At 62.4% G+C, this 18,765-nt stretch carries 19 protein-coding genes; 10 read left to right on the top strand and 9 right to left on the bottom strand.

The window, feature by feature from the left end; genetic code table 11:
- Positions 1-85: 85 nt before the first annotated feature.
- Positions 86-943, top strand: a complete 858-nt coding sequence (gene thiD, locus AC07VH_RS21550) for a bifunctional hydroxymethylpyrimidine kinase/phosphomethylpyrimidine kinase (RefSeq protein WP_494789174.1) — start codon at positions 86-88, stop codon at positions 941-943.
- Between the two features lie 59 nt (positions 944-1,002).
- Complete coding sequence (hemL, locus tag AC07VH_RS21555; RefSeq protein ID WP_475416111.1) at positions 1,003-2,292, top strand: glutamate-1-semialdehyde 2,1-aminomutase; 1,290 nt, start codon at positions 1,003-1,005, stop codon at positions 2,290-2,292.
- A 5-nt stretch (positions 2,293-2,297) separates the two neighbouring features.
- Here the strand turns inward: hemL and AC07VH_RS21560 are convergent, their stop codons facing one another.
- The 9 genes from AC07VH_RS21560 to mpl form a co-directional block, all read right to left on the bottom strand.
- Positions 2,298-3,014 carry an HAD family hydrolase gene (locus tag AC07VH_RS21560; protein ID WP_475416110.1) on the bottom strand — a complete coding sequence of 239 codons (717 nt, stop codon included), beginning with the start codon at positions 3,012-3,014 and terminating at the stop codon, positions 2,298-2,300.
- 278 nt (positions 3,015-3,292) lie between these two features.
- Positions 3,293-4,258: a magnesium/cobalt transporter CorA gene (corA, locus tag AC07VH_RS21565; RefSeq protein WP_034746658.1), complete on the bottom strand. Its 966-nt coding sequence runs from the start codon at positions 4,256-4,258 to the stop codon at positions 3,293-3,295.
- A 221-nt stretch (positions 4,259-4,479) separates the two neighbouring features.
- Complete coding sequence (gene mtgA / locus AC07VH_RS21570) at positions 4,480-5,226, bottom strand: monofunctional biosynthetic peptidoglycan transglycosylase (RefSeq protein ID WP_494789226.1); 747 nt, start codon at positions 5,224-5,226, stop codon at positions 4,480-4,482.
- Positions 5,208-6,035, bottom strand: a complete 828-nt coding sequence (gene aroE / locus AC07VH_RS21575) for a shikimate dehydrogenase (protein ID WP_494789175.1) — start codon at positions 6,033-6,035, stop codon at positions 5,208-5,210. The genes mtgA and aroE overlap by 19 nt, the downstream gene beginning before the upstream one ends.
- Before the next feature lie 11 nt (positions 6,036-6,046).
- On the bottom strand, positions 6,047-6,904 hold the full coding sequence (locus AC07VH_RS21580) for an energy transducer TonB family protein (protein ID WP_475416163.1): 858 nt from the start codon (positions 6,902-6,904) through the stop codon (positions 6,047-6,049).
- A 137-nt stretch (positions 6,905-7,041) separates the two neighbouring features.
- Positions 7,042-9,111, bottom strand: coding sequence for a ribonuclease catalytic domain-containing protein (locus AC07VH_RS21585; RefSeq protein WP_494789176.1), 2,070 nt, complete (start codon positions 9,109-9,111; stop codon positions 7,042-7,044).
- Between the two features lie 2 nt (positions 9,112-9,113).
- Entirely contained in the window at positions 9,114-9,728 is a 615-nt protein-coding gene (locus tag AC07VH_RS21590; protein WP_489629798.1) for a chorismate--pyruvate lyase family protein, read from the bottom strand.
- Positions 9,725-10,309 carry a YqiA/YcfP family alpha/beta fold hydrolase gene (locus AC07VH_RS21595; RefSeq protein WP_475416106.1) on the bottom strand — a complete coding sequence of 195 codons (585 nt, stop codon included), beginning with the start codon at positions 10,307-10,309 and terminating at the stop codon, positions 9,725-9,727. Before AC07VH_RS21595 ends, AC07VH_RS21590 begins: the two co-directional genes overlap by 4 nt.
- A complete protein-coding gene (gene mpl, locus AC07VH_RS21600; protein WP_494789177.1) occupies positions 10,306-11,682 on the bottom strand; it encodes a UDP-N-acetylmuramate:L-alanyl-gamma-D-glutamyl-meso-diaminopimelate ligase in 1,377 nt (458 codons plus the stop codon). Before mpl ends, AC07VH_RS21595 begins: the two co-directional genes overlap by 4 nt.
- A 115-nt stretch (positions 11,683-11,797) precedes the next feature.
- On the opposite strand from mpl, the gene AC07VH_RS21605 reads away from it, so the two are divergent.
- The 8 genes from AC07VH_RS21605 (at position 11,798) to AC07VH_RS21640 (ending at position 18,747) form a co-directional block, all read left to right on the top strand.
- Positions 11,798-12,448 carry a hypothetical protein gene (locus AC07VH_RS21605; RefSeq protein WP_070290494.1) on the top strand — a complete coding sequence of 217 codons (651 nt, stop codon included), beginning with the start codon at positions 11,798-11,800 and terminating at the stop codon, positions 12,446-12,448.
- A 19-nt stretch (positions 12,449-12,467) separates the two neighbouring features.
- Positions 12,468-13,022: a TlpA family protein disulfide reductase gene (locus tag AC07VH_RS21610; RefSeq protein ID WP_076566358.1), complete on the top strand. Its 555-nt coding sequence runs from the start codon at positions 12,468-12,470 to the stop codon at positions 13,020-13,022.
- An 82-nt stretch (positions 13,023-13,104) separates the two neighbouring features.
- On the top strand, positions 13,105-13,542 hold the full coding sequence (aroQ, locus tag AC07VH_RS21615) for a type II 3-dehydroquinate dehydratase (RefSeq protein WP_475416103.1): 438 nt from the start codon (positions 13,105-13,107) through the stop codon (positions 13,540-13,542).
- A 91-nt stretch (positions 13,543-13,633) separates the two neighbouring features.
- Positions 13,634-14,098, top strand: a complete 465-nt coding sequence (gene accB, locus AC07VH_RS21620) for an acetyl-CoA carboxylase biotin carboxyl carrier protein (RefSeq protein WP_046684231.1) — start codon at positions 13,634-13,636, stop codon at positions 14,096-14,098.
- 101 nt (positions 14,099-14,199) lie between these two features.
- Positions 14,200-15,615, top strand: a complete 1,416-nt coding sequence (accC, locus tag AC07VH_RS21625; RefSeq protein WP_131373626.1) for an acetyl-CoA carboxylase biotin carboxylase subunit — start codon at positions 14,200-14,202, stop codon at positions 15,613-15,615.
- A complete protein-coding gene (prmA, locus tag AC07VH_RS21630; protein ID WP_494789178.1) occupies positions 15,612-16,556 on the top strand; it encodes a 50S ribosomal protein L11 methyltransferase in 945 nt (314 codons plus the stop codon). Before accC ends, prmA begins: the two co-directional genes overlap by 4 nt.
- Positions 16,557-16,564: 8 nt before the next feature.
- Positions 16,565-17,797, top strand: a complete 1,233-nt coding sequence (locus AC07VH_RS21635) for a DUF3426 domain-containing protein (protein ID WP_475416101.1) — start codon at positions 16,565-16,567, stop codon at positions 17,795-17,797.
- Between the two features lie 11 nt (positions 17,798-17,808).
- Entirely contained in the window at positions 17,809-18,747 is a 939-nt protein-coding gene (locus tag AC07VH_RS21640; protein WP_305049310.1) for a carbohydrate kinase family protein, read from the top strand.
- Positions 18,748-18,765 lie beyond the last annotated feature (18 nt).

Genomic DNA, 18,765 nt, shown 5'->3' on the forward strand with positions numbered 1-18,765 from the left:
ATTGCTGCGTTGTTTCGTTGCTACTCACGTTCTGCCACCCTTCAATCAAGTAAAATGCTGAATTAGGTATCTTAATCTACCCGCCGTGCAAAACCAAACTTCTCCCCTCATATTAAGCTTCGGCGTGTCCGATCCGGTCGGCGCGATCGGCATCCAGGCCGATCTGGCCACGTTTTCAGCCTTCGGCTGCCATGGCCTGTCGGTCACCACGGGCCTGCTGATCAGCGATACGGCGCGCGTGGAAGACGTGCAGGCGGTCGACCCGGACTGGGTTTCCGACCAGGCGCGCGTGCTGCTGGAAGACATGTCCGTGGCCGCCATCAAGATCGGCGCGCTGGGCAGCGTGGAAAACGTCACGGCCATCGCCGAAATCGTCTCCGACTATCCGAACGTGCCGCTGATCCTCGACCCCTTCATCTCGGCGCTGCCGGAACAGGGCATGGACGACGAAGACATCCTCACGGCCGTGCGCCAGCTGCTGATCCCGCAAACGACACTGCTGGTGCTCTCGCCGGTGGAGCTGGAGCGCCTGGCCGAGACCTGGCGCGACGCCGATCCGGACGACACCCTGCAAAACGACGTCGACTACCTGGTGGCCCTGGGCTGCGAATACGTGCTCGTCACCGGCATGCCGGCCGACGCCAGCAAGTCCGGCACGGGCGAAGGCAAGCTGCGCGCCAATACCCTGTTCGGCGAGGACGGCGTGGTGCGCCACGACGAATGGCAGCACCTGCCGGGCATCTTCAACGGCGCCGGCAGCACCCTGTCTGCGGCGGCCACCGCCCTGCTGGCCCTGGCGGCAAACGAAGACGACGTGCCGCAGGTGGTCGTGGCGGCGCAGGATTTCACGGCCGGCGCGCTGGCCCACGCGCAGCGCCACGGCATGGGCAAGCTGGTGCCGAACCGCCTGTTCCGGCAGCAGCGCCAGCACGGCGCCCAGTAATCCCGTCCACACAAACACAGACGACACAGACAACGATCCACTCTCAAGGCACGATTATCATGACGACGACTTCACAGAACGACATCCTGTTTGCCCGCGCACAAAAAACCACGCCAGGCGGCGTCAACTCGCCCGTGCGCGCCTTCCGCTCCGTCGGCGGCACGCCGCGCTTCATCACGCGCGCCGAAGGCCCGTATTTCTGGGACGCGGACGGCAAGCGCTATATCGACTATATCGGCTCGTGGGGCCCGGCCATCGTCGGCCACGCCCACCCGGAAGTGGTGAAAGCGGTGCAGGATGCGGCCGCGCTGGGCCTGTCGTTCGGCGCGCCGACCGAAGGCGAAGTGCTGATGGCCGAGGAAATCACGCGCCTGGTGCCGTCGATCGAGCAGGTGCGCCTGGTGTCGTCGGGCACGGAAGCGACCATGAGCGCCCTGCGCCTGGCGCGCGGCGCCACGGGACGCGACAAGATCGTCAAGTTCGAAGGCTGCTACCACGGCCACGCCGATTCGCTGCTGGTCAAGGCGGGCAGCGGCCTGCTCACCTTCGGCAATCCGACGTCGGCCGGCGTGCCGGAAGATTTTGTGAAGCACACCCTGGTGCTCGACTATAACAACGTGGAACAGTTGAAGGACGCCTTCGACAGCTTCGGCGCGGAAATCGCCTGCGTCATCGTCGAACCGGTGGCCGGCAACATGAACCTGGTGAAAGCCACGCCGGCATTCCTGCAGGCGATGCGCGAGCTGTGCACGCAGCACGGCGCCCTGCTCATTTTCGATGAAGTCATGTGCGGCTTGCGCGTGGCCCTGGGCGGCGCGCAGGCGCTGTACGGCATCCAGCCCGACCTCACCGCGCTGGGCAAGGTGATCGGCGGCGGCATGCCGGTGGCGGCCTTCGGCGGCAGCGCGGCGCTGATGCACAACATGGCGCCGCTGGGTGCCGTCTACCAGGCCGGCACCTTGTCCGGCAACCCGGTCGCCGTGGCGGCCGGCATGGCCACCCTGAAACTGATCCAGCAGCCGGGCTTCTACGAGCGGCTGGGCGCCACGGCCAAGCGCCTGGCCGAAGGCCTGACCGCTGCCGCCAAGGAGGCGGGCGTGGTCTTCTGCGCCGACTACATCGGCGGCATGTTCGGCATCTATTTCAGCGCAACGCCGCCGACCAGCTACGCGGAAATGATGGCGGGCGACCGCAGCAAGTTCAACGCCTTCTTCCATGCCATGCTGGACGAAGGCGTGTACTTCGCGCCAGCCGCTTTCGAGGCGGGCTTCGTCTCGGCGCAGCACGATGACGCCGTCATCGACGCCACCATCGCCGCCGCGCGCAAGGTGTTTGCCGCTCTCGCCTAAGCGTTTTACACGGTCGCGGTGTCCATCACCGCGGCCACCAGCGCCGGCAAACTGGCCATGTCGTTGAAAACGACATGCGCGCCGGCCGCTTTCAACCTATCTTCCTGGCCGGCGGCGATATGCCCGCCGCCGATGAATCCCAATACCGTCATGCCCGCCGCCACGGCGGCCGTCACGCCCGTGACGCTGTCTTCCAGCACCAGGCACTGGCCTGGCGGCACCCCGAAGGCGGCCGCCGCCGCCAGGTAGACGCCCGGATGCGGCTTGGCATGACCCACCAGGTCCGGCGTAAACACGCGCTTGTCGAACAACGGCGCCATACCGGTCCGTTCGAGCGCCGACAGCACGCGCGCGCTGACGCTGTTCGATGCCACGGCCTTGGGCAGGGGAATGGCGGCCAGCGCCTGCGCCACGCCGGGCACGGCGCGCAATTGCGCGTCGCAAGCCGCATCGACGGCATTGCCGATGGCCATGATCTCGTCGGCCGGCAATTGGGGCAAGCCCAGTTCCTTGTAGATATCCTGCATCAGCGGCACCAGTCGCTGGCCCAGGCGCGGCTCGATCAAGCCTTGCAAGGTGATGCCCTCGGGCAGGTTCGGCAGGCGCGGCCCCAGCAATTCCAGCAGCGCTTGCAGGGCCACGGCTTCGCTGTCGATCAGTACGCCATCGCAGTCGCTGATCAAATGGGTGAAGCGCGGTGGGGTGATGGCGGTATCAGGCATGGACTCTCCAGAAGAACAATGGTGGCGGGAAATGCGGCGGCCAGCCGGCAAGGCTGGCATCGCAACGATCATAGGTGGAACAGGCGGACGCTGCCACGCAGAAAACGCCTGAATGACGATACTTTTCTGCAAGAGGCAGCCAGCGGGGGAAAGACTGGCTCAACACAAGCAACGTAGATACCAATTCAATACCACGCAATACCAGTGATTATCGCCGATTTTTGAAATTGCTGCGCTCGCCTTGAAACCGGGACGCGGGAGCGCCCCGGCGAGACCGCTTACTTCAGCCAGCCGCGGTGGCGGAAGTACAGGAAGGGCGCGATGGCGCTGGTGATCATCAAGCCCCAGGCCCATGGATAGCCGAACGACCATTCCAGCTCCGGCATCAGCTTGAAGTTCATGCCGTACACACTGGCGATCAGGGTGGGCGGCAGGAAGGCCACGCTGGCCACCGAGAAGATCTTGATGATCTTGTTCTGGTTGATGTTGATGAAACCGACGGTGGCATCCATCAGGAAGTTGATCTTATCGAACAGGAAAGACGTGTGGCCGTCCAGCGATTCGATGTCGCGCAAAATCTGGCGCGCTTCCTCGAACTGCTCGGAATTGAGCAAGCGGCCGCGCATCAGGAAACTCACGGCGCGGCGCGTATCCATCATGTTGCGGCGGATACGGCCATTCAAATCTTCCTCGTGGGCAATCGCATTCAGCGCTTCGGCCGCGTGCGCATCGGTAAACTCCTTCTGCAGCACGCGCGTGCTGACTTCTTCCAGGTTCTGGTAGATACCCTCGAGCACGTCGGCCGAATATTCGGCATCGGTGGCGTACAGGTCGAGCAGCACGTCCATGTAGTCGGCAATCGAGCCTGGCCGCGAACGGGCGCGCATGCGCACCAGGCGGAACACGGGCAAGTCGTCCGTATGCATGGAGAACAGGATCTTGCGGGCCAGGATGAAGGCCACGGTGATGACGCGCGACGGGCCGTCGTCTTCTTCGCGCAGGAAATCCGTGCGCAGATGCAAGTCGCCGTTTTCCGCTTCGTAATAGCGGGCCGACGCTTCAATATCCTTGACTTCGTCTTCGCCCGGCAGGGTGACGTTGTAGATGGCCTTGACCCAGGCCCGTTCATCATCGGTGGGGTCGGTCAGGTCGACCCACACCGGTTCGGCATTTTCGAGGTCTGCGCGGCTGTCGATCGGCACCTGGTTGAGCCGGCCATTCTGTAATACAAAGACATTGATCATGCGCGCTCTCAGCCGGATGTGGGGTTATCGTAATGTGCTGGCGCTGGCGCCAAAAATGAAAACAGCGCAAGTGTACCCGCAAAGGCCTTTTCACGACCACCCCCGGCACGGCTTTTTCACGGAAAAAGTGCGGCGCTGCACCAACCGAGCCGATTAAGATGCTGCGCCGCAATAGTGCCAATTCAACAGCTTTAATTTTATACAAAGAAAGCCCGCTGCCATCAAGGCAGTTCCGCCGCCCCCATGCGGCGCAGGATCACGCCCGTGCGCCGGTTCAGATAACCGGTATCGCGGTGACGGTCGTAAAAGCGGGGGTTCGGCAGCATCACGGCCAGTTTCGCCGCCTGCCCGGCGCTCAGGCCCGCCGCGCTGACCTTGTAATAGTGGCGCGCGGCCGCCTCGGCGCCGAAGATGCCCGTGCCAAATTCCACCACGTTCAAATAAATCTCGAAAATGCGCTGCTTCTCCATCAGGCTTTCCAGCATATACGTGATGATCAGTTCCTGGCCCTTGCGCACATAGCTGCGCGAACCGGACAGGAATAGGTTCTTCGCCAGTTGCTGGGTGATGGTGGAACCGCCCGCCACGACTTTCTGCTTCTTGCTGTTCTTTTCATACGCCTTTTGCAAGGCGTCCCAGTCCACGCCCTCGTGCTCGGAAAAATTCGCGTCTTCCGAGGCGATGATGGCTCGTTTCAGGTTGTTCGAGATGCGGTTGTACGGCACCCACGTCTGCTTGATCGTGGCATTCGGATTCTTGTCCTGCAAGACAGACAACTGTTCGCGCATGAAAGCCGTGCTGGACGGATTGTGGTCGACCCACCACCAGATTTGCAGGAAGAAATATAGCTGCACGGCGATAAAGGCCAACACGGGCACGATGAACAGCCATTTGATCCAGCCGTAGCGGCCGCCGCTGCCGCCCTTGCGCGCGCCCTTCTTGCCCGCGCTCACAGGGCACTGCGCAATTGCGCCAGCAAATCCTGCGTCTGCGGCCGCACGCCGCGCCACACGTAGAACGCTTCGGCTGCCTGTTCCACCAGCATGCCCAGGCCATCGCGCACCTGCGCGCCGTATTGCGCGGCAAAGTCCATGAAGACGGTGGGCTGGGCGCCATACATCATGTCCAGCGCCAGGGTGTGGCTGCCGAAGATACCCGGCGGCACGGGCGGCAAGTCGCCCGCCAGACTGGCCGAGGTGGCATTGATGATGATATCGAAGACGCCGTCGGGCTGCGTGAAGCCGCCGGCGCGCAGCTGGCCGGGGTGCGCCAGCGCATCGGCAAACTGCGCCACCAGCGCCTCGGCCGTGGCCACGGTGCGGTTGGCAATGAACATTTCCTGCGGCCCCTGTTCCAGCAGCGGCAGCACGACGCCGCGCGCCGCGCCGCCCGCACCCAGCAGCAGGACGCGCTTGCCGGCGATGGCCACGCCGGCGTTGCGCACGATGTCGGCCACCAGGCCCGCGCCATCGGTATTGTCGCCAAGAATGGTGTCGCCATCGAAACGCAGGGTATTGACGGCGCCGGCCGCTTGCGCGCGCGGCGTCAGCTCGGTGGCCAGCGCGCACGCGTCCAGTTTAAAGGGCACCGTCACGTTCGCGCCCTTGCCGCCCTCGGCGGCAAAGCTGCGGGCCGCCAGCGCGAAGCCGTCCAACGGCGCCAGGCGGCGCTCGTAGACCAACGCTTGTCCTGTCTGCAGGGCAAACGCGGCGTGGATCAGGGGTGACTTGCTATGGGCGATGGGATTGCCGAAGACACAATATTGATCGGGATTCATCTCTTGCTTGTTCAATTGCTGCCGCCAGTCAGGTTAGCTTCCATTTTTTCTTCGCGGGTAAATTTGAAACGGGTGATGACGACCCACAGATCATCCTTATCACTCGACAACATATTCGGTGGGAAACGGCCGAACGGCGCCGCGCGGCGCACGATGGCCAGGGCCGCCGCGTCCAGCGCGGGATTGCCCGAGCTTTTTTCCACGCGGGCGCCGCCCTCTTTCTGGTAGATCGTGCCGTCCTGGAAGATGGGGATGTAGACGACCAGTTCGCCATACATCTTGCGGCCATTCTTTTGCGGGAAATTCAGGGTGCCGATTTCCTCGATGCGCTTTTGCAGGGTCTTGTAATACATGGCATAGCCGACCTCCTGCGTGCTGGGGGTAATGAAGGTCTTGCGCGGACGCTTATTCTGGTCTTCCACGGTCTGGCTGATCTCGGCCGCCATGCGCGCGATGGCCTTGCTGCTTTCCATCAAATCCGAACCGCTGGCCAGGGGATTGGGCTTGTCCTTTTCCGTGACGGGCGCGGCGCTGTAGGGCGTCGGCGTGGCCGCCTGCGTCAGCAATTCCTGCTGCTTCCGCTCCAGTTCGGCAATGCGCCGGGCGCTGGCCTTGACGCTGTCGCCCTCTTCCACCTTGCGCATGTCGGGCAAGGGCGACTTGGCGCGGCCCTTGTCCGCTTGCCCGCCGCCGTCGAGGCTGGCTTGCGCCAGGGCATCGGCCTTCAGCGGCTTGTTTGCATGCTTGGCATTGACCAGTATCACTTCCAGGCCGGGATCGGTGGCCACGGCCCGCTGCGGCGCCGGGGCGACAAAATGCATCGCCAGCAAGGCGCCGTGCGCCAGCAGCGATACCGCCACGGCTATCATCAGGAAACGATTCTCTCGGAAAGACTTCACGCGCAACCCAGTTCGCAACAGGCACACCATACAAGATGGCTGAATTCTACGTCAAAGGGCGACGCGGGAAACAGTTTCAGTCCCGTTTTTCACGCCGCCCCGCCGCCTTACTTGACCTCGGGTTCGCTGACCACGTCTTCGCTGGCCAGTTCCGCCACTTCCGCATCGGCGTCGCTGACCTGGTTCGCCGCTTCCGGCGAAGCTTCCTCCGCGCCGTCGTCGCCCGCGGCTTCCTCGTAATCGAGCTCGGCGTCGGCCGCCGCATCGGGCACGGCGGCGATTTCCAGCAGGCGCGCTTCGATGCTCAGATCGACTTCATCCCAGCGCAAGAGATCCAGCTTGACCTGCGCACCGCGCGCCACCGATGGCATGCCCGGCAGCTTGATGACCAGCGGAATGTCGACCAGGCGCAGGATTTCATCTTTCAGCACGACGGCATCGACCTGGCGCGCGTTTTCCTGGTGCAGCCAGCGCAAGCACCAGTAGCGTTCCATGTTCGACTGGAAATCGCCATACGCGGCATACGCGGCGTCGAAGGCCGAGACGATGGCGAACAGATTCGCATCGCGCGGCTTGAACGGGGCCACCAGGGGCGCCGTCACGCCATGCTCGGCGCAGGCGATGATTTGCCACTGGTTCACCAGGTCCGTGTAGCGGCGCAAGGGCGAGGTGCTCCACGCGTACTGATCCACGCCCAGGCCCTGGTGCGGCGCCGCATGGGTAACCATGCGCACCTGCATCTTTGCCGCCCAGCTATTGCCGCTGCCGCCGCCCTGGCTGCGGTAGATGCCGGGCACGCCATGGTCGTGCAGCATCTTGCCCCAGGTACTGTTGGCAAAAATCATCAGTTCGGCGACGATCTTGTCGAGCGGCGCGCCACGCTTGCGGCGCGCCACGGTGACGATGTCGTTTTCCACATAGAAGTTGAAATCGACGCGGTTATTCTGTTCCGGCTTCAGGCCAAACGCTTCGCGTTTCTTCATGCGGCCCTGTTCCAGCTGCTGCGCCCATTGCCACAGGATGGCGAAATCGGCCTTGTGCGGGTATTCCCCCTCGCCGCTGGCCAGGGTTTCTTCGTTGACCAGGTCGTCGAGCTGGTTATGGCGCAAATTGCTGGCGATCGGCACCAGCTCGGCGCGCGTCTGCGTGCTGACCACGGCCCAGTCGGCTTTCGGGTCCAGGGTGGCGTACAGCGACAGGGCCGGGCACGTCGTGCCTTCCGCCAGGGTAAACGCATTGACGATTTCGTCCGGCAACATGGTGATCTTGTCGCCCGGCATGTAGACGGTCGACATGCGCTGGCGCGCCATCTTGTCGATCACGTCTTCCGGACGGATGCCCAGTCCCGGCGCGGCGATGTGAATCCCCACTTTCACGGTGCCATCGGGCAAAGGCTGCACGGAGAAGGCATCGTCGATCTCGGTCGTGGTCACGTCGTCGATCGAGAAGGCGGCCACGTCGGCCAGCGGCAGCTTGGCCGTCACGGACGGCACGGGCACGTTGGGGAAACCGGCGCCCTTGGGGAAATTTTCGAAGAGGAACTTCGACAGGTGCAAATCTTTCGGCGAAGCAATACCACCGACGGCCAGCATCAGGCGCGGCGGCGTCGTGTGCAATTCCGTGCAGGCCGCTTCCAGCGCCTTGTATTCAATCGTGTTCTTGTCCGGCTTGAACAGCAGTTGCAGCACCATGGGCTGCATCGAGGCGGGCAAGCGGTTCTGTTTCAGCTCTTCCACATAGCCTGCCTGCACCAGCGCCTGCTGCTTTTTCTTTTCGATGCCGGCCAGGGCCGCCTTCAAGGATGCTTCCGGCGCCGCCTTGTAGCGGCCACGGCCCTTCTTGTAGAAATACACGGGCGCCGAATGCAGGGCCAGGATCAGGCCGGCCGCTTCCGGCGGCAAGGGGGCATGGCCGAAATACTCGGCGCCCAGCTCGGCAAAACCGAACTCGTCTTCGCCCGCCACTTCCCACAGGAAATCGAGGTCGATCTCGGCGGCAATGCTCTTGGCCTGTTCCAGCAGCTCGGCCGGGGCCGGCTTTTCATACTGCAGCAGCACATCCTTGACCTTGACCTTGGTGCGCTTGCCGCTGGCCATTTCGACCTGATTGGCCTCACCCGCTTGCGACAGGACCGTGCCGACCTTGAAATCGCCGGATTCTTCAAAAAATAGATTCATTGTTATGCTTTGTTTATTAATGTGTCGGTTGCAACGGTGCGAGCGATGGACGTCAACTCGAGCACCGCCGGCAAAAATACTTCTGTTACCAGCAGCAATCCCTGGTGACGCTGGTACAGGCAGCGGCGGGCAAAAAACAGCGACTTGGCGTCAAAGCGCCGCCCTTCCCCTGCCAGCGCCGCCTGCGCCCGCTGCACCAGCGGATGGCCGGCGCGCAAGCGGGCAAATTCCAGTGCACCGCGGCGCACCATGCGGTCGCCAAACAGGGTCGTGCCCAGCGAACGCTCGCCCAGCGCGGAAAACAAAGGCCAGTCCGTGGCCGTCGCCTGCATGGGCACGACGGTATGGCCAAACACGGCCGGTCTGTTATCACAACGCAACAGCACTTCGCGTTCCCATACCCGGCCCGCGCGGTGCAAACCAATGATGGCGGCCTCATCGCTCAAGCAGCGTGCCGTTTCCTGATGCAAACATTGCACGCGGAATGCCTGGCTATGCGCTTTCAGCTTGGCCGTCAGCGAACCGCCGCCCGTGAGCCAGTGGCGCAAGGCCGGCGGCGCATTGACGGCGTTGACATGCGCATGCCATTGCGCCTGCCGCAGCGAACCCGGCCTCACCTGGCCGCATCCGTCGGGATGCCGCAAAATGCCAGCACGGGTGCCAGGTATGCGGCAAATTCGCTGATGCCATGGTCGCTGCCGTCGATGACGCACTGCCGCGCCCCCTGATAATGCGCCACCATGTCGCGGTAGTCGAGCACTTCATCACCGGTGGCGGCGATCAGGAAGTAACGTTGTGGTTCAGTAATTTTCTCTACAGCAAACGTTCCCAGCTCGGCGATGTATTCGCGCTTGAACTCGAATGGCTTGTCAGAATGAAACTCTGTCGTCACGCCCACATGCTGTTCCAGGTCGATCAGGGGCACGATGGCAGGATTGAGCAGGACGGCGCGGCAACCGAGCCGCTCGGCCAGCCAGGTGGCGTAATAGCCGCCCAGCGAGGAGCCGATGATGGTCAGCTCGGCCGGCGCCACATCCTTGACCAGCGACAGCGCCAGTTCGATGGCCAGCTTGGGCGAGGCCGGCAATTGCGGGCATAGCCACTCATCTGCGCGGCGCAGCGCCTGCATCTGCGCGGCCAGCAGGCGCGACTTCATCGACAGGGGCGACGAGCGGAATCCATGCAGGTACAGAATCATCGGCCCAGCGCCTCCAGCAATTTCTGGTGCACGCCGCCAAAGCCGCCGTTGCTCATGACGACGATCTGGTCGCCGGGACGGGCGCTGGCGGCCACGGCCGCCACGAGGGTATCGATGTCTTCATAGGCGCTGGCAATCTTGCCCAGCGGCGCCAGCGCGTCGCCCAGACTCCAGCCCAGCGCGGCATGGCTGCCGTAACCAAACACCAGGTCGGCATCCTTGAGGCTGCCCGGCAGCGCATCTTTCATGGCGCCCAGCTTCATGGTGTTCGAACGCGGCTCCAGCACGGCCAGGATGCGGCCGCTGCTGCCAATCTTTTGGCGCAAGCCGCCCACGGTGGTGGCAATGGCCGTCGGATGGTGCGCGAAATCGTCGTACACAGTAATGTTGTTGACCACGCCGCGCACTTCCATGCGCCGCTTGACGCTCTCGAAGCTGGCCAGCGAAGCGCACGCCTGGGCAATGGGCACGCCCACGTGGCGCGCGGCGGCGATGGCGGCCAGCGCATTGCTGCGGTTGTGCTTGCCCGTGAGCGCCCAGGCCACATGGCCTTCCTGCTGGCCATTGAAATACACGTCGAAGCTGCCATCGGCCTGCTCTTGCAGTTGCCAGTGGGCATCGTGGCCGAAACTTTCCTGTTCGCTCCAGCAACCGCGCGCCAGCACGCGCTGCAGCGACGCTTCGTCGCCGTTGAACACGAGGCGGCCGATGCCGGGCACGGTACGCACCAGGTGGTGGAATTGCGTCTCGATCGCGTGCAGATCGGGGAAGATGTCGGCGTGATCGTATTCCAGGTTATTCATGACGGCCGTCTTCGCGTGGTAATGCACGAATTTACTGCGCTTGTCGAAGAAGGCCGTATCGTATTCGTCGGCTTCGATGACGAAGAAGTCCGACTCGGCGCTCTTGCCGTCGATCTTGCCGCTGAGGCGGGCGGAAATGCCAAAGTTCATCGGCACGCCGCCGATCAAAAAGCCCGGCGCGTAGCCCGCGTCTTCGAGTATCCAGGCCAGCATGGCAGAGGTGGTCGTCTTGCCATGCGTGCCGGCCACGGCCAGCACCCACCGATTGCGCAGGATATGTTCGCCGATCCACTGCGGGCCGGACACGTACGGCAGGCTGCGGTTGAGGATTTCTTCCACCAGCGGGTTGCCGCGCGAGACCACATTGCCAATCACATACAAATCCGGGTTCAGCTTGGTCTGTTCCGGATCGAACCCCTGGATCAGTTCGATTCCCTGCGATTCCAGCTGGGTGCTCATCGGCGGATAGACGTTGGCATCGCAACCGGTGACTTTATGGCCGGCTTCCTTGGCCAGGACAGCCAGGCCGCCCATGAAGGTACCGCAAATGCCGAGAATATGAATATGCATGTGATCAGTGCGAAAGGTGCACGCTTAAGTAAGTAAGACGGTGAGATAAAAAACAGCAAGTGCAGGATTTTACCTGACGCCATGACTTTTTCCGCTTCGGAGTATCATCTCGCTCATGACGAACGATGCATTTGACGATAGCGCGCAGTTGCGCCTGGAAATCGCCGCCGCTGCCGCGCGCCTCGTGGCGCAGGATGGCGCCGACTATGGCAGCGCCAAGCGCAAGGCGGCGCGGCAAGTCCTGGGCGACGCGCCGAACCGGCCCACGAATCGGCCTAATATACTGCCTGACAACGACATGATCGAGGAGCAGGTGCGGCAATACAATGCCCTGTTCCTGGCCGACAGCCAGCCGGCGCGCCTGTTCCAGCTGCGCACGATCGCGCTGCAGGTCATGGAAGCGTTGCAACAATTTCATCCCCTGCTCAGCGGCCCCGTGCTCAACGGCACGGCCGGCCCCCATGACGAGATCTATTTGCAGCTGTTTGCCGAGAGCGCCAAGGAAATCCACATCTTCCTGCTGAATAAAAATGTCGTGCTCGACATGTCGGAAAGCCCGCATTTCAAGGGAGCGCGTTATGATGCGGTCGAGACAGCCAGTTTCTTGTGGAAAAATGAAGGCGTGCACGCGGCCATGTATGAGCTCGACGATATGCGCGGCGCGCTGAAAGCCAAGGCCGACGGCAAGGTGCTGCGCACCGATATCGCCGGGCTGCGCAGCCTGCTGGCCGCCAGCCTCGCCGATGGCGTGCCGGCTGCCGACTAACATTGATATAGATAAAGTTATGACAAAAAAGAATTGGATCGCCTGCGCCATCGTCGCGCTGATGTTTGGCGGCATGGGCGCCTACGTCGGTTTGAGCAAGGAAAAAGCGAAGGCAGCGGGACCGCTGACGACCACCATTGCGCCAGGCGCGACGGGCCCCGTCAACGAGCTGTATGCGCTGTCCTTGCCGGACGCGGCGGGCGCCACGCAAGCCTTGTCGCAATGGAAAGGCAAGAATTTGCTGGTCAATTTCTGGGCCCCGTGGTGCCCGCCTTGCGTGGAAGAAATGCCGGAGTTATCCGAAGTACAAGGCCACTATGCGGCGAAAAACCTGCAGGTCATCGGCATCGGCATCGATTCGGCCAGCAATATTGCCACTTTTGCCAGCAAGGTCAAGATCGCCTATCCCGTGTATGTCTCCGGCATGAGCGGTACCGACCTGTCGCGTCATTTTGGCAATGCCACGGGCGGTTTGCCCTTTACGGTGCTGATCGGCGCCGATGGCGAAGTCAAAAAGACCTATCTGGGCCGCTTGAAATTTGATCAGTTGCGCGCCGATCTGGATAAATTGTAAATTCGGAGCGTGCTTTTTTCTCTTGCCAATGCGTATCTTTGGCGGCAAAATGCGGAACTTTCGCTAAAACGGTCTTCCATACATGGCAAAAAACCTCCTTCTGCTCAACGGTCCCAACCTGAATTTGCTGGGAACGCGCGAGCCTGAGGTCTACGGCGCCAGCACCTTGGCCGATATCGAACAGGCAGCAATGGCGCAAGCCATGGCGGCCGGTGCCAGCCTGGTCTGCTTTCAAAGCAACCACGAAGGCGCGCTGATCGACCGCATCCATGCCGCGCGAGCGGAAGGGATCGATGCCATCGTCATCAATCCGGGCGGCCTGACCCATACCAGCGTTGCCTTGCGCGATGCGCTGGCCGGGGTCGCCATCCCGTTCGTGGAAGTCCATATCTCGAATATTTATCAACGCGAAACGTTTCGACATCACTCATTTCTCAGCGCGATCGCGCAGGGGACGATCTGCGGGCTAGGTATCGATGGATATCGGTTTGCCATCGACTTTGCGCTTAAAAAACGTTAATCTACGCGATCTGCACGCATTTAGCGCGGCGATAGGTTCTTGGACATCACCGCATCACTCATAAAACAAACTACATTCCTAGGGGTTTTACATGGATCTACGAAAACTCAAGACCTTGATCGACCTGGTCGCCGAATCGGATATCGCAGAGCTGGAAGTTACCGAAGGCGAAAGCAAGGTTCGCATCGTCAAATCGTCGGCCATGCCGCAAAACCAGATGGTCATGATGCAGCCGCAAGGCATGCAAGCCCAATACCAGCCCGCCGCGCCAGCCGCTGCTCCTGCTGCGGCAGCTGCCGTCGTGGTGGCCGCCGAGCCAACGGGCTATGTGGTCAAGTCGCCGATGGTCGGCACCTTCTACCGCTCCTCCGCGCCTGGCAGCGCCGCCTATGTTGAAGTGGGCTCGACCGTCAAGGAAGGTGATACCCTGTGCATCATCGAAGCGATGAAGCTGCTGAATGAAATCGACTCCGATAAAGCCGGTGTCGTGACCCAGATCCTGGTCGAAAACGGCCAACCGGTCGAATTCGGTCAACCCTTGTTTGTGATCGGCTAAAACCCAGTCCACACGGCCGGCAACGGCCGTTTGCAGTTTTAGCCCCTCACACTTGTTGTTTCGCCGGCTCGCCGGCTCTCACAGACATACGCGAACCTACCATGTTTGAAAAAATCCTGATTGCCAACCGTGGTGAAATTGCCCTCCGTATTCAGCGCGCCTGCCGCGAAATGGGCATTAAAACGGTTGTAGTCCACTCCGAAGCCGACAAGGACGCGAAATACGTCAAGCTGGCCGACGAATCCGTTTGTATCGGCCCGGCACAGTCGGCCCTGAGCTACCTGAACATGCCCGCCATTATCAGCGCCGCTGAAGTGACGGATGCGCAAGCGATTCACCCAGGCTATGGCTTCCTGTCGGAAAATGCCGACTTTGCCGAACGCGTCGAGAAATCGGGCTTCGTCTTCATCGGCCCCCGCTCCGAATCGATCCGCTTGATGGGCGATAAAGTATCGGCCAAGCAAACCATGATCAAGGCTGGCGTACCGTGCGTGCCCGGCTCCGAAGGCGCCTTGCCGGACGATCCGAAAGCGATCGTGCAAATTGCCCGCAAGATCGGCTACCCGGTCATCATCAAGGCCGCCGGCGGCGGTGGCGGACGCGGCATGCGCGTGGTGCACACGGAAGCGGCCCTGATCAACGCTGTGGCGATGACCAAGACGGAAGCGGGCACCGCTTTCGGCAACCCTGAAGTGTACATGGAGAAGTACCTGGAAAATCCGCGCCACGTGGAAATCCAGATCCTCGCCGACGAACACAAGAACGCCGTCTGGCTGGGCGAGCGCGACTGCTCCATGCAGCGCCGCCACCAGAAAGTGATCGAAGAAGCGCCAGCGCCGGGCATCCCGCGCAAACTGATCGAGAAAATCGGCGACCGTTGCGCCGAAGCGTGCCGCAAGATCGGCTACCGCGGCGCCGGCACGTTTGAATTCCTGTACGAAAACGGCGAGTTCTATTTCATTGAAATGAATACCCGCGTGCAGGTGGAGCATCCCGTCACCGAGATGATCACCGGCATCGACATCGTGCAAGAACAGATCCGCATCGCCGCCGGCGAAAAACTGCGTTATCGCCAGCGCGACGTCATGCTGTCGGGCCACGCCGTCGAGTGCCGCATCAATGCGGAAGACCCGTTCAAGTTCACGCCATCGCCGGGCAAGATCGTGTCGTGGCATGCACCGGGCGGCCCCGGCATCCGCGTCGATTCGCACGCCTACGCCGGCTACTACGTGCCGCCGCACTACGACTCGATGATCGGCAAAGTGATCGCTTACGGCGCCACGCGCGAGCAAGCGATCCGCCGCATGCAGATCGCCCTGTCCGAAATGGTGGTCGAAGGCATCAACACGAATATCGCCCTGCACCGCGAACTGATGATCGACGCGCGCTTCATCGAAGGCGGCACCAACATTCACTATCTGGAACAGAAGCTGGCCGACATGCCGGACCTGGGCAAGAACCTGAATAGCGGCAGCCCCAGCATCGCCAAGAAATCCGAAATCAAGGCGGGCGCATGAGCTGGACGGAAATCGTCATCGAAATCGCCCGTGACAACGCCGAGGCCATGTCCGACGCGCTGATGGAAGCGGGCGCCCTGTCGGTCTCGGTGGAAGACGCCGATGAAGGCACGGATGCCGAGCAGCCGCTGTTTGGCGAGCCAGGCATGGAACCGAAGGAAGCGGCGTGGGAACGCAGCCGCGTGGTGGCGCTGACGGACGTCGACGCCGACCAGGCCGCCATCGTGGCCGCTGCCGCGCAAGCGGTCGGCATGACGGACGCGCCCGCCTTTACCGTGCGCCCCGTGGAAGAGCAGGACTGGGTGCGTTTGACCCAGTCGCAATTCGCGCCGATTCACATCGGCAAGAATATCTGGGTCGTGCCCAGCTGGCACGAGGCACCGGATCCTGACGGCCTGATCCTGGAACTGGACCCGGGCCTGGCCTTCGGCACGGGCAGCCACCCGACCACGCGTTTGTGCATGGAATGGCTGGAAGCCCATCCGGCCCCAGGCAAGACCGTGCTCGACTACGGTTGCGGTTCCGGCATCCTGGCCATGGTGGCCAAGAAACTCGGCGCGCAAACGGTGGCTGGCGTCGATATCGACCCGCAAGCGATCGAATCGGCGCGCGACAATGCCGAACGCAACCAGTGCGACATTGAATATTTCCTGCCAGATACGTTTGCCACGTCGGCACACGCCACGGCCAAGTTTGACATCGTCGTCGCGAATATCCTGTCGAGTCCATTGAAACTGATGGCGCCGATGCTGTCCGGCCGCGTCGCCAACGGCGGCGCCCTGATCCTGTCCGGCGTGCTGGCACGCCAGGCGGAAGAAGTGGCCGCTGCCTACGCCCCCTTCATCCAGCTGGGTGTGTGGGCCGAGCAAGACGGCTGGGTGGCCCTGCATGGCCGCCTGGGTGCAACGCAAGCGCCTGCGCCCCGCGCGGAAGGTGCATAAGCACAGCAATGGCACTCGCCACCAAATGCCCCCATTGCAACACGATATTTCGGGTCGCTGCTGACCAGTTGAAGTTACGTGGGGGCATCGTGCGCTGTGGCACGTGCAGGGAAGTGTTTGACGGCAATGCCGCGCTGGTCGATCCGGCCGCGGCATCGCCGTTTTTAACATCCGCCCCAGCCACGGTCGTCCCACTGTCGTCCACGTTCCCCCACGACAACAGCCTGCCGTCCGCCACGGACGACGAACCCATTTATTCCCTCGACTTCGACACCTCGTTCGACCCGTTCGGCATCTTGCCGGAAACGGCGCAGCTCAAGGATGACGACGGCGAGCACATCGAGCTGGACCTCGACGTCAGCCTGCCTGCCGAGGTAGCAGCCGACGCGCCTGCCGACGCGCCGCTCGACCTGCCTGAAGAAACACCGGCAGAGCCGCCAGAAGCGCCGCTGCCCCAGCCGATGGCACCCTTCAAGCGCCGCCAGGTCGATGACGTGCCCGCCTTCGCCACGTATCTGCGCGACAGCCGCCGCGAGCCGAGCCTGGAAGCCGAGGCCGCGCCGGTGCTGCCTGCGGCCGAAAAAGTCAGCCTGGACAAACCCGTGCCCGCGCGCAAGGAACCGACGCTGGCCGACCATTCCTTCACGCCGCTGCCCGCCGCCCCCGTTGTACCGGCGCCAGCCGAAGAGCAGGAAGCACCGCTCCTGCCGCCGGCCGACGACGAACCGGCTTTCGTCACCCAGGGCCGGCGCCGCGAACAGAGCGGCAAAGCCCTGCGCGTGGCCATGGCCGCCGGCTCGGTGGTGCTGCTGCTTTTGTTATTCCTGCAAGTAATGACCACCTTCCGCAATCCGCTGGCGGCGCAGTTTCCGCAGTGGAAGCCGACCCTGGTCGCGCTGTGCAAGCTCAGCGGCTGCCAGGTCGACTTGCCGGCGCAGATCGAGGCGCTGGCCATCGAGCAGGGCGAATTGCAAACCCTCAAGGAACAGACGTTTTCCTACGTCTCGCTGCTGCGCAACCAGAGCCGCAGCGTGCAAGCCTGGCCCAGCATCGAACTGATCCTCAACGACGCCAACGACAAGCCCGTCTTGCGCCGCGTGATCGCGCCGCGCGACTACCTGCCAGCCGCTATCGACGTGAGCAAGGGATTTGCGCCGCGCTCGGAACAAACCATCAAATTGTATTTTGCCTTAGACCAGCTCACGGCGTCTGGCTACCATATCGCCATCTTTTACCCCTAACAGACACTATCATGACCAAAACATCGCTGATCTGTGGCTCGCTTGCCACCGACACCATCATGCAATTCCCCGGCCGCTTCGGCGAATCCCTGCTGGCCGACCAGCTGCACAAGGTGAACGTCTCCTTCCTCGTGCCCACCATGCGCACGGAGTTCGGCGGCTGCTCGGGCAACATCGCCTACAGCCTGAAAATGCTGGGCGGCGACCCGCGCATCGTCGGCGTCATGGGGCAAGATAGCGCCGCCTACCTGGAACGCCTGCAAAAGCTGGGCATTTCCACCGCCAACATCCTGATCAAGGCCGACAGCTACAACGCGCAATGCTTCGTCACGGCCGATGCGGACAATAACCAGATCAATGCCTTCCACCCGGGCGCCATGTCGTTTGCGCATGAAAACCCGATCGCCAATGCGGGCCCGGCCAAGGTCGCCATCATCTCGCCGGACGGCGACCAGGGCATGCTCAAGCACGCCGCCGACCTGGCCGAACTGGGCATCCCCTTCATGTTCGACCCTGGCCAGCAGTTGCCACGCTTCAATGGCGAACAGTTGATCGACTTCATCAACAAGGCTACGTATGTATCGGCCAACGATTATGAGATGGAAATGTTGATGGAACGCACGGGCTTGACCCTGCCGGACATCGCTAGCCGCCTGGAAGCGCTGATCATCACGCGTGGCGAGAAGGGCTCGGAGATCTATACGGACGGCAAGCGCATCGACATTCCTGTCGTGACCGCCAAGGAAGTACTGGACCCGACCGGCTGCGGCGACGCCTACCGTGCCGGCTTGCTGTTCGGCATCACCAACGACCTGGGCTGGGAAACCAGCGGCCGCCTGGCCAGTCTGCTGGGCGCCATCAAGATCGCCACCCAGGGTGCGCAAAACCATGTGTTTACGCCGGAGAGCATCGCCGACCAGTTCGAAGCGGCGTTCGGTTACCGCTATTAATATGTAGGTCGCAGGTCG

The sequence above is a fragment of the Janthinobacterium sp. GW821-FHT03C10 genome, from assembly GCF_059420865.1.

Coding starts and splice junctions, on each gene's coding strand:
- AC07VH_RS21610 (WP_076566358.1), top strand. CDS start 12,468: ATGACAAAAAAGAATTGGATCGCCTGCGCCATCGTCGCGCTGATGTTT.
- aroE (WP_494789175.1), bottom strand. CDS start 6,035: ATGAATCCCGATCAATATTGTGTCTTCGGCAATCCCATCGCCCATAGC.
- prmA (WP_494789178.1), top strand. CDS start 15,612: ATGAGCTGGACGGAAATCGTCATCGAAATCGCCCGTGACAACGCCGAG.
- AC07VH_RS21560 (WP_475416110.1), bottom strand. CDS start 3,014: ATGCCTGATACCGCCATCACCCCACCGCGCTTCACCCATTTGATCAGC.
- AC07VH_RS21640 (WP_305049310.1), top strand. CDS start 17,809: ATGACCAAAACATCGCTGATCTGTGGCTCGCTTGCCACCGACACCATC.
- aroQ (WP_475416103.1), top strand. CDS start 13,105: ATGGCAAAAAACCTCCTTCTGCTCAACGGTCCCAACCTGAATTTGCTG.
- AC07VH_RS21580 (WP_475416163.1), bottom strand. CDS start 6,904: ATGATAGCCGTGGCGGTATCGCTGCTGGCGCACGGCGCCTTGCTGGCG.
- AC07VH_RS21585 (WP_494789176.1), bottom strand. CDS start 9,111: ATGAATCTATTTTTTGAAGAATCCGGCGATTTCAAGGTCGGCACGGTC.
- AC07VH_RS21595 (WP_475416106.1), bottom strand. CDS start 10,309: ATGATTCTGTACCTGCATGGATTCCGCTCGTCGCCCCTGTCGATGAAG.
- AC07VH_RS21635 (WP_475416101.1), top strand. CDS start 16,565: ATGGCACTCGCCACCAAATGCCCCCATTGCAACACGATATTTCGGGTC.
- AC07VH_RS21605 (WP_070290494.1), top strand. CDS start 11,798: ATGACGAACGATGCATTTGACGATAGCGCGCAGTTGCGCCTGGAAATC.
- corA (WP_034746658.1), bottom strand. CDS start 4,258: ATGATCAATGTCTTTGTATTACAGAATGGCCGGCTCAACCAGGTGCCG.
- accB (WP_046684231.1), top strand. CDS start 13,634: ATGGATCTACGAAAACTCAAGACCTTGATCGACCTGGTCGCCGAATCG.
- accC (WP_131373626.1), top strand. CDS start 14,200: ATGTTTGAAAAAATCCTGATTGCCAACCGTGGTGAAATTGCCCTCCGT.
- mpl (WP_494789177.1), bottom strand. CDS start 11,682: ATGCATATTCATATTCTCGGCATTTGCGGTACCTTCATGGGCGGCCTG.
- hemL (WP_475416111.1), top strand. CDS start 1,003: ATGACGACGACTTCACAGAACGACATCCTGTTTGCCCGCGCACAAAAA.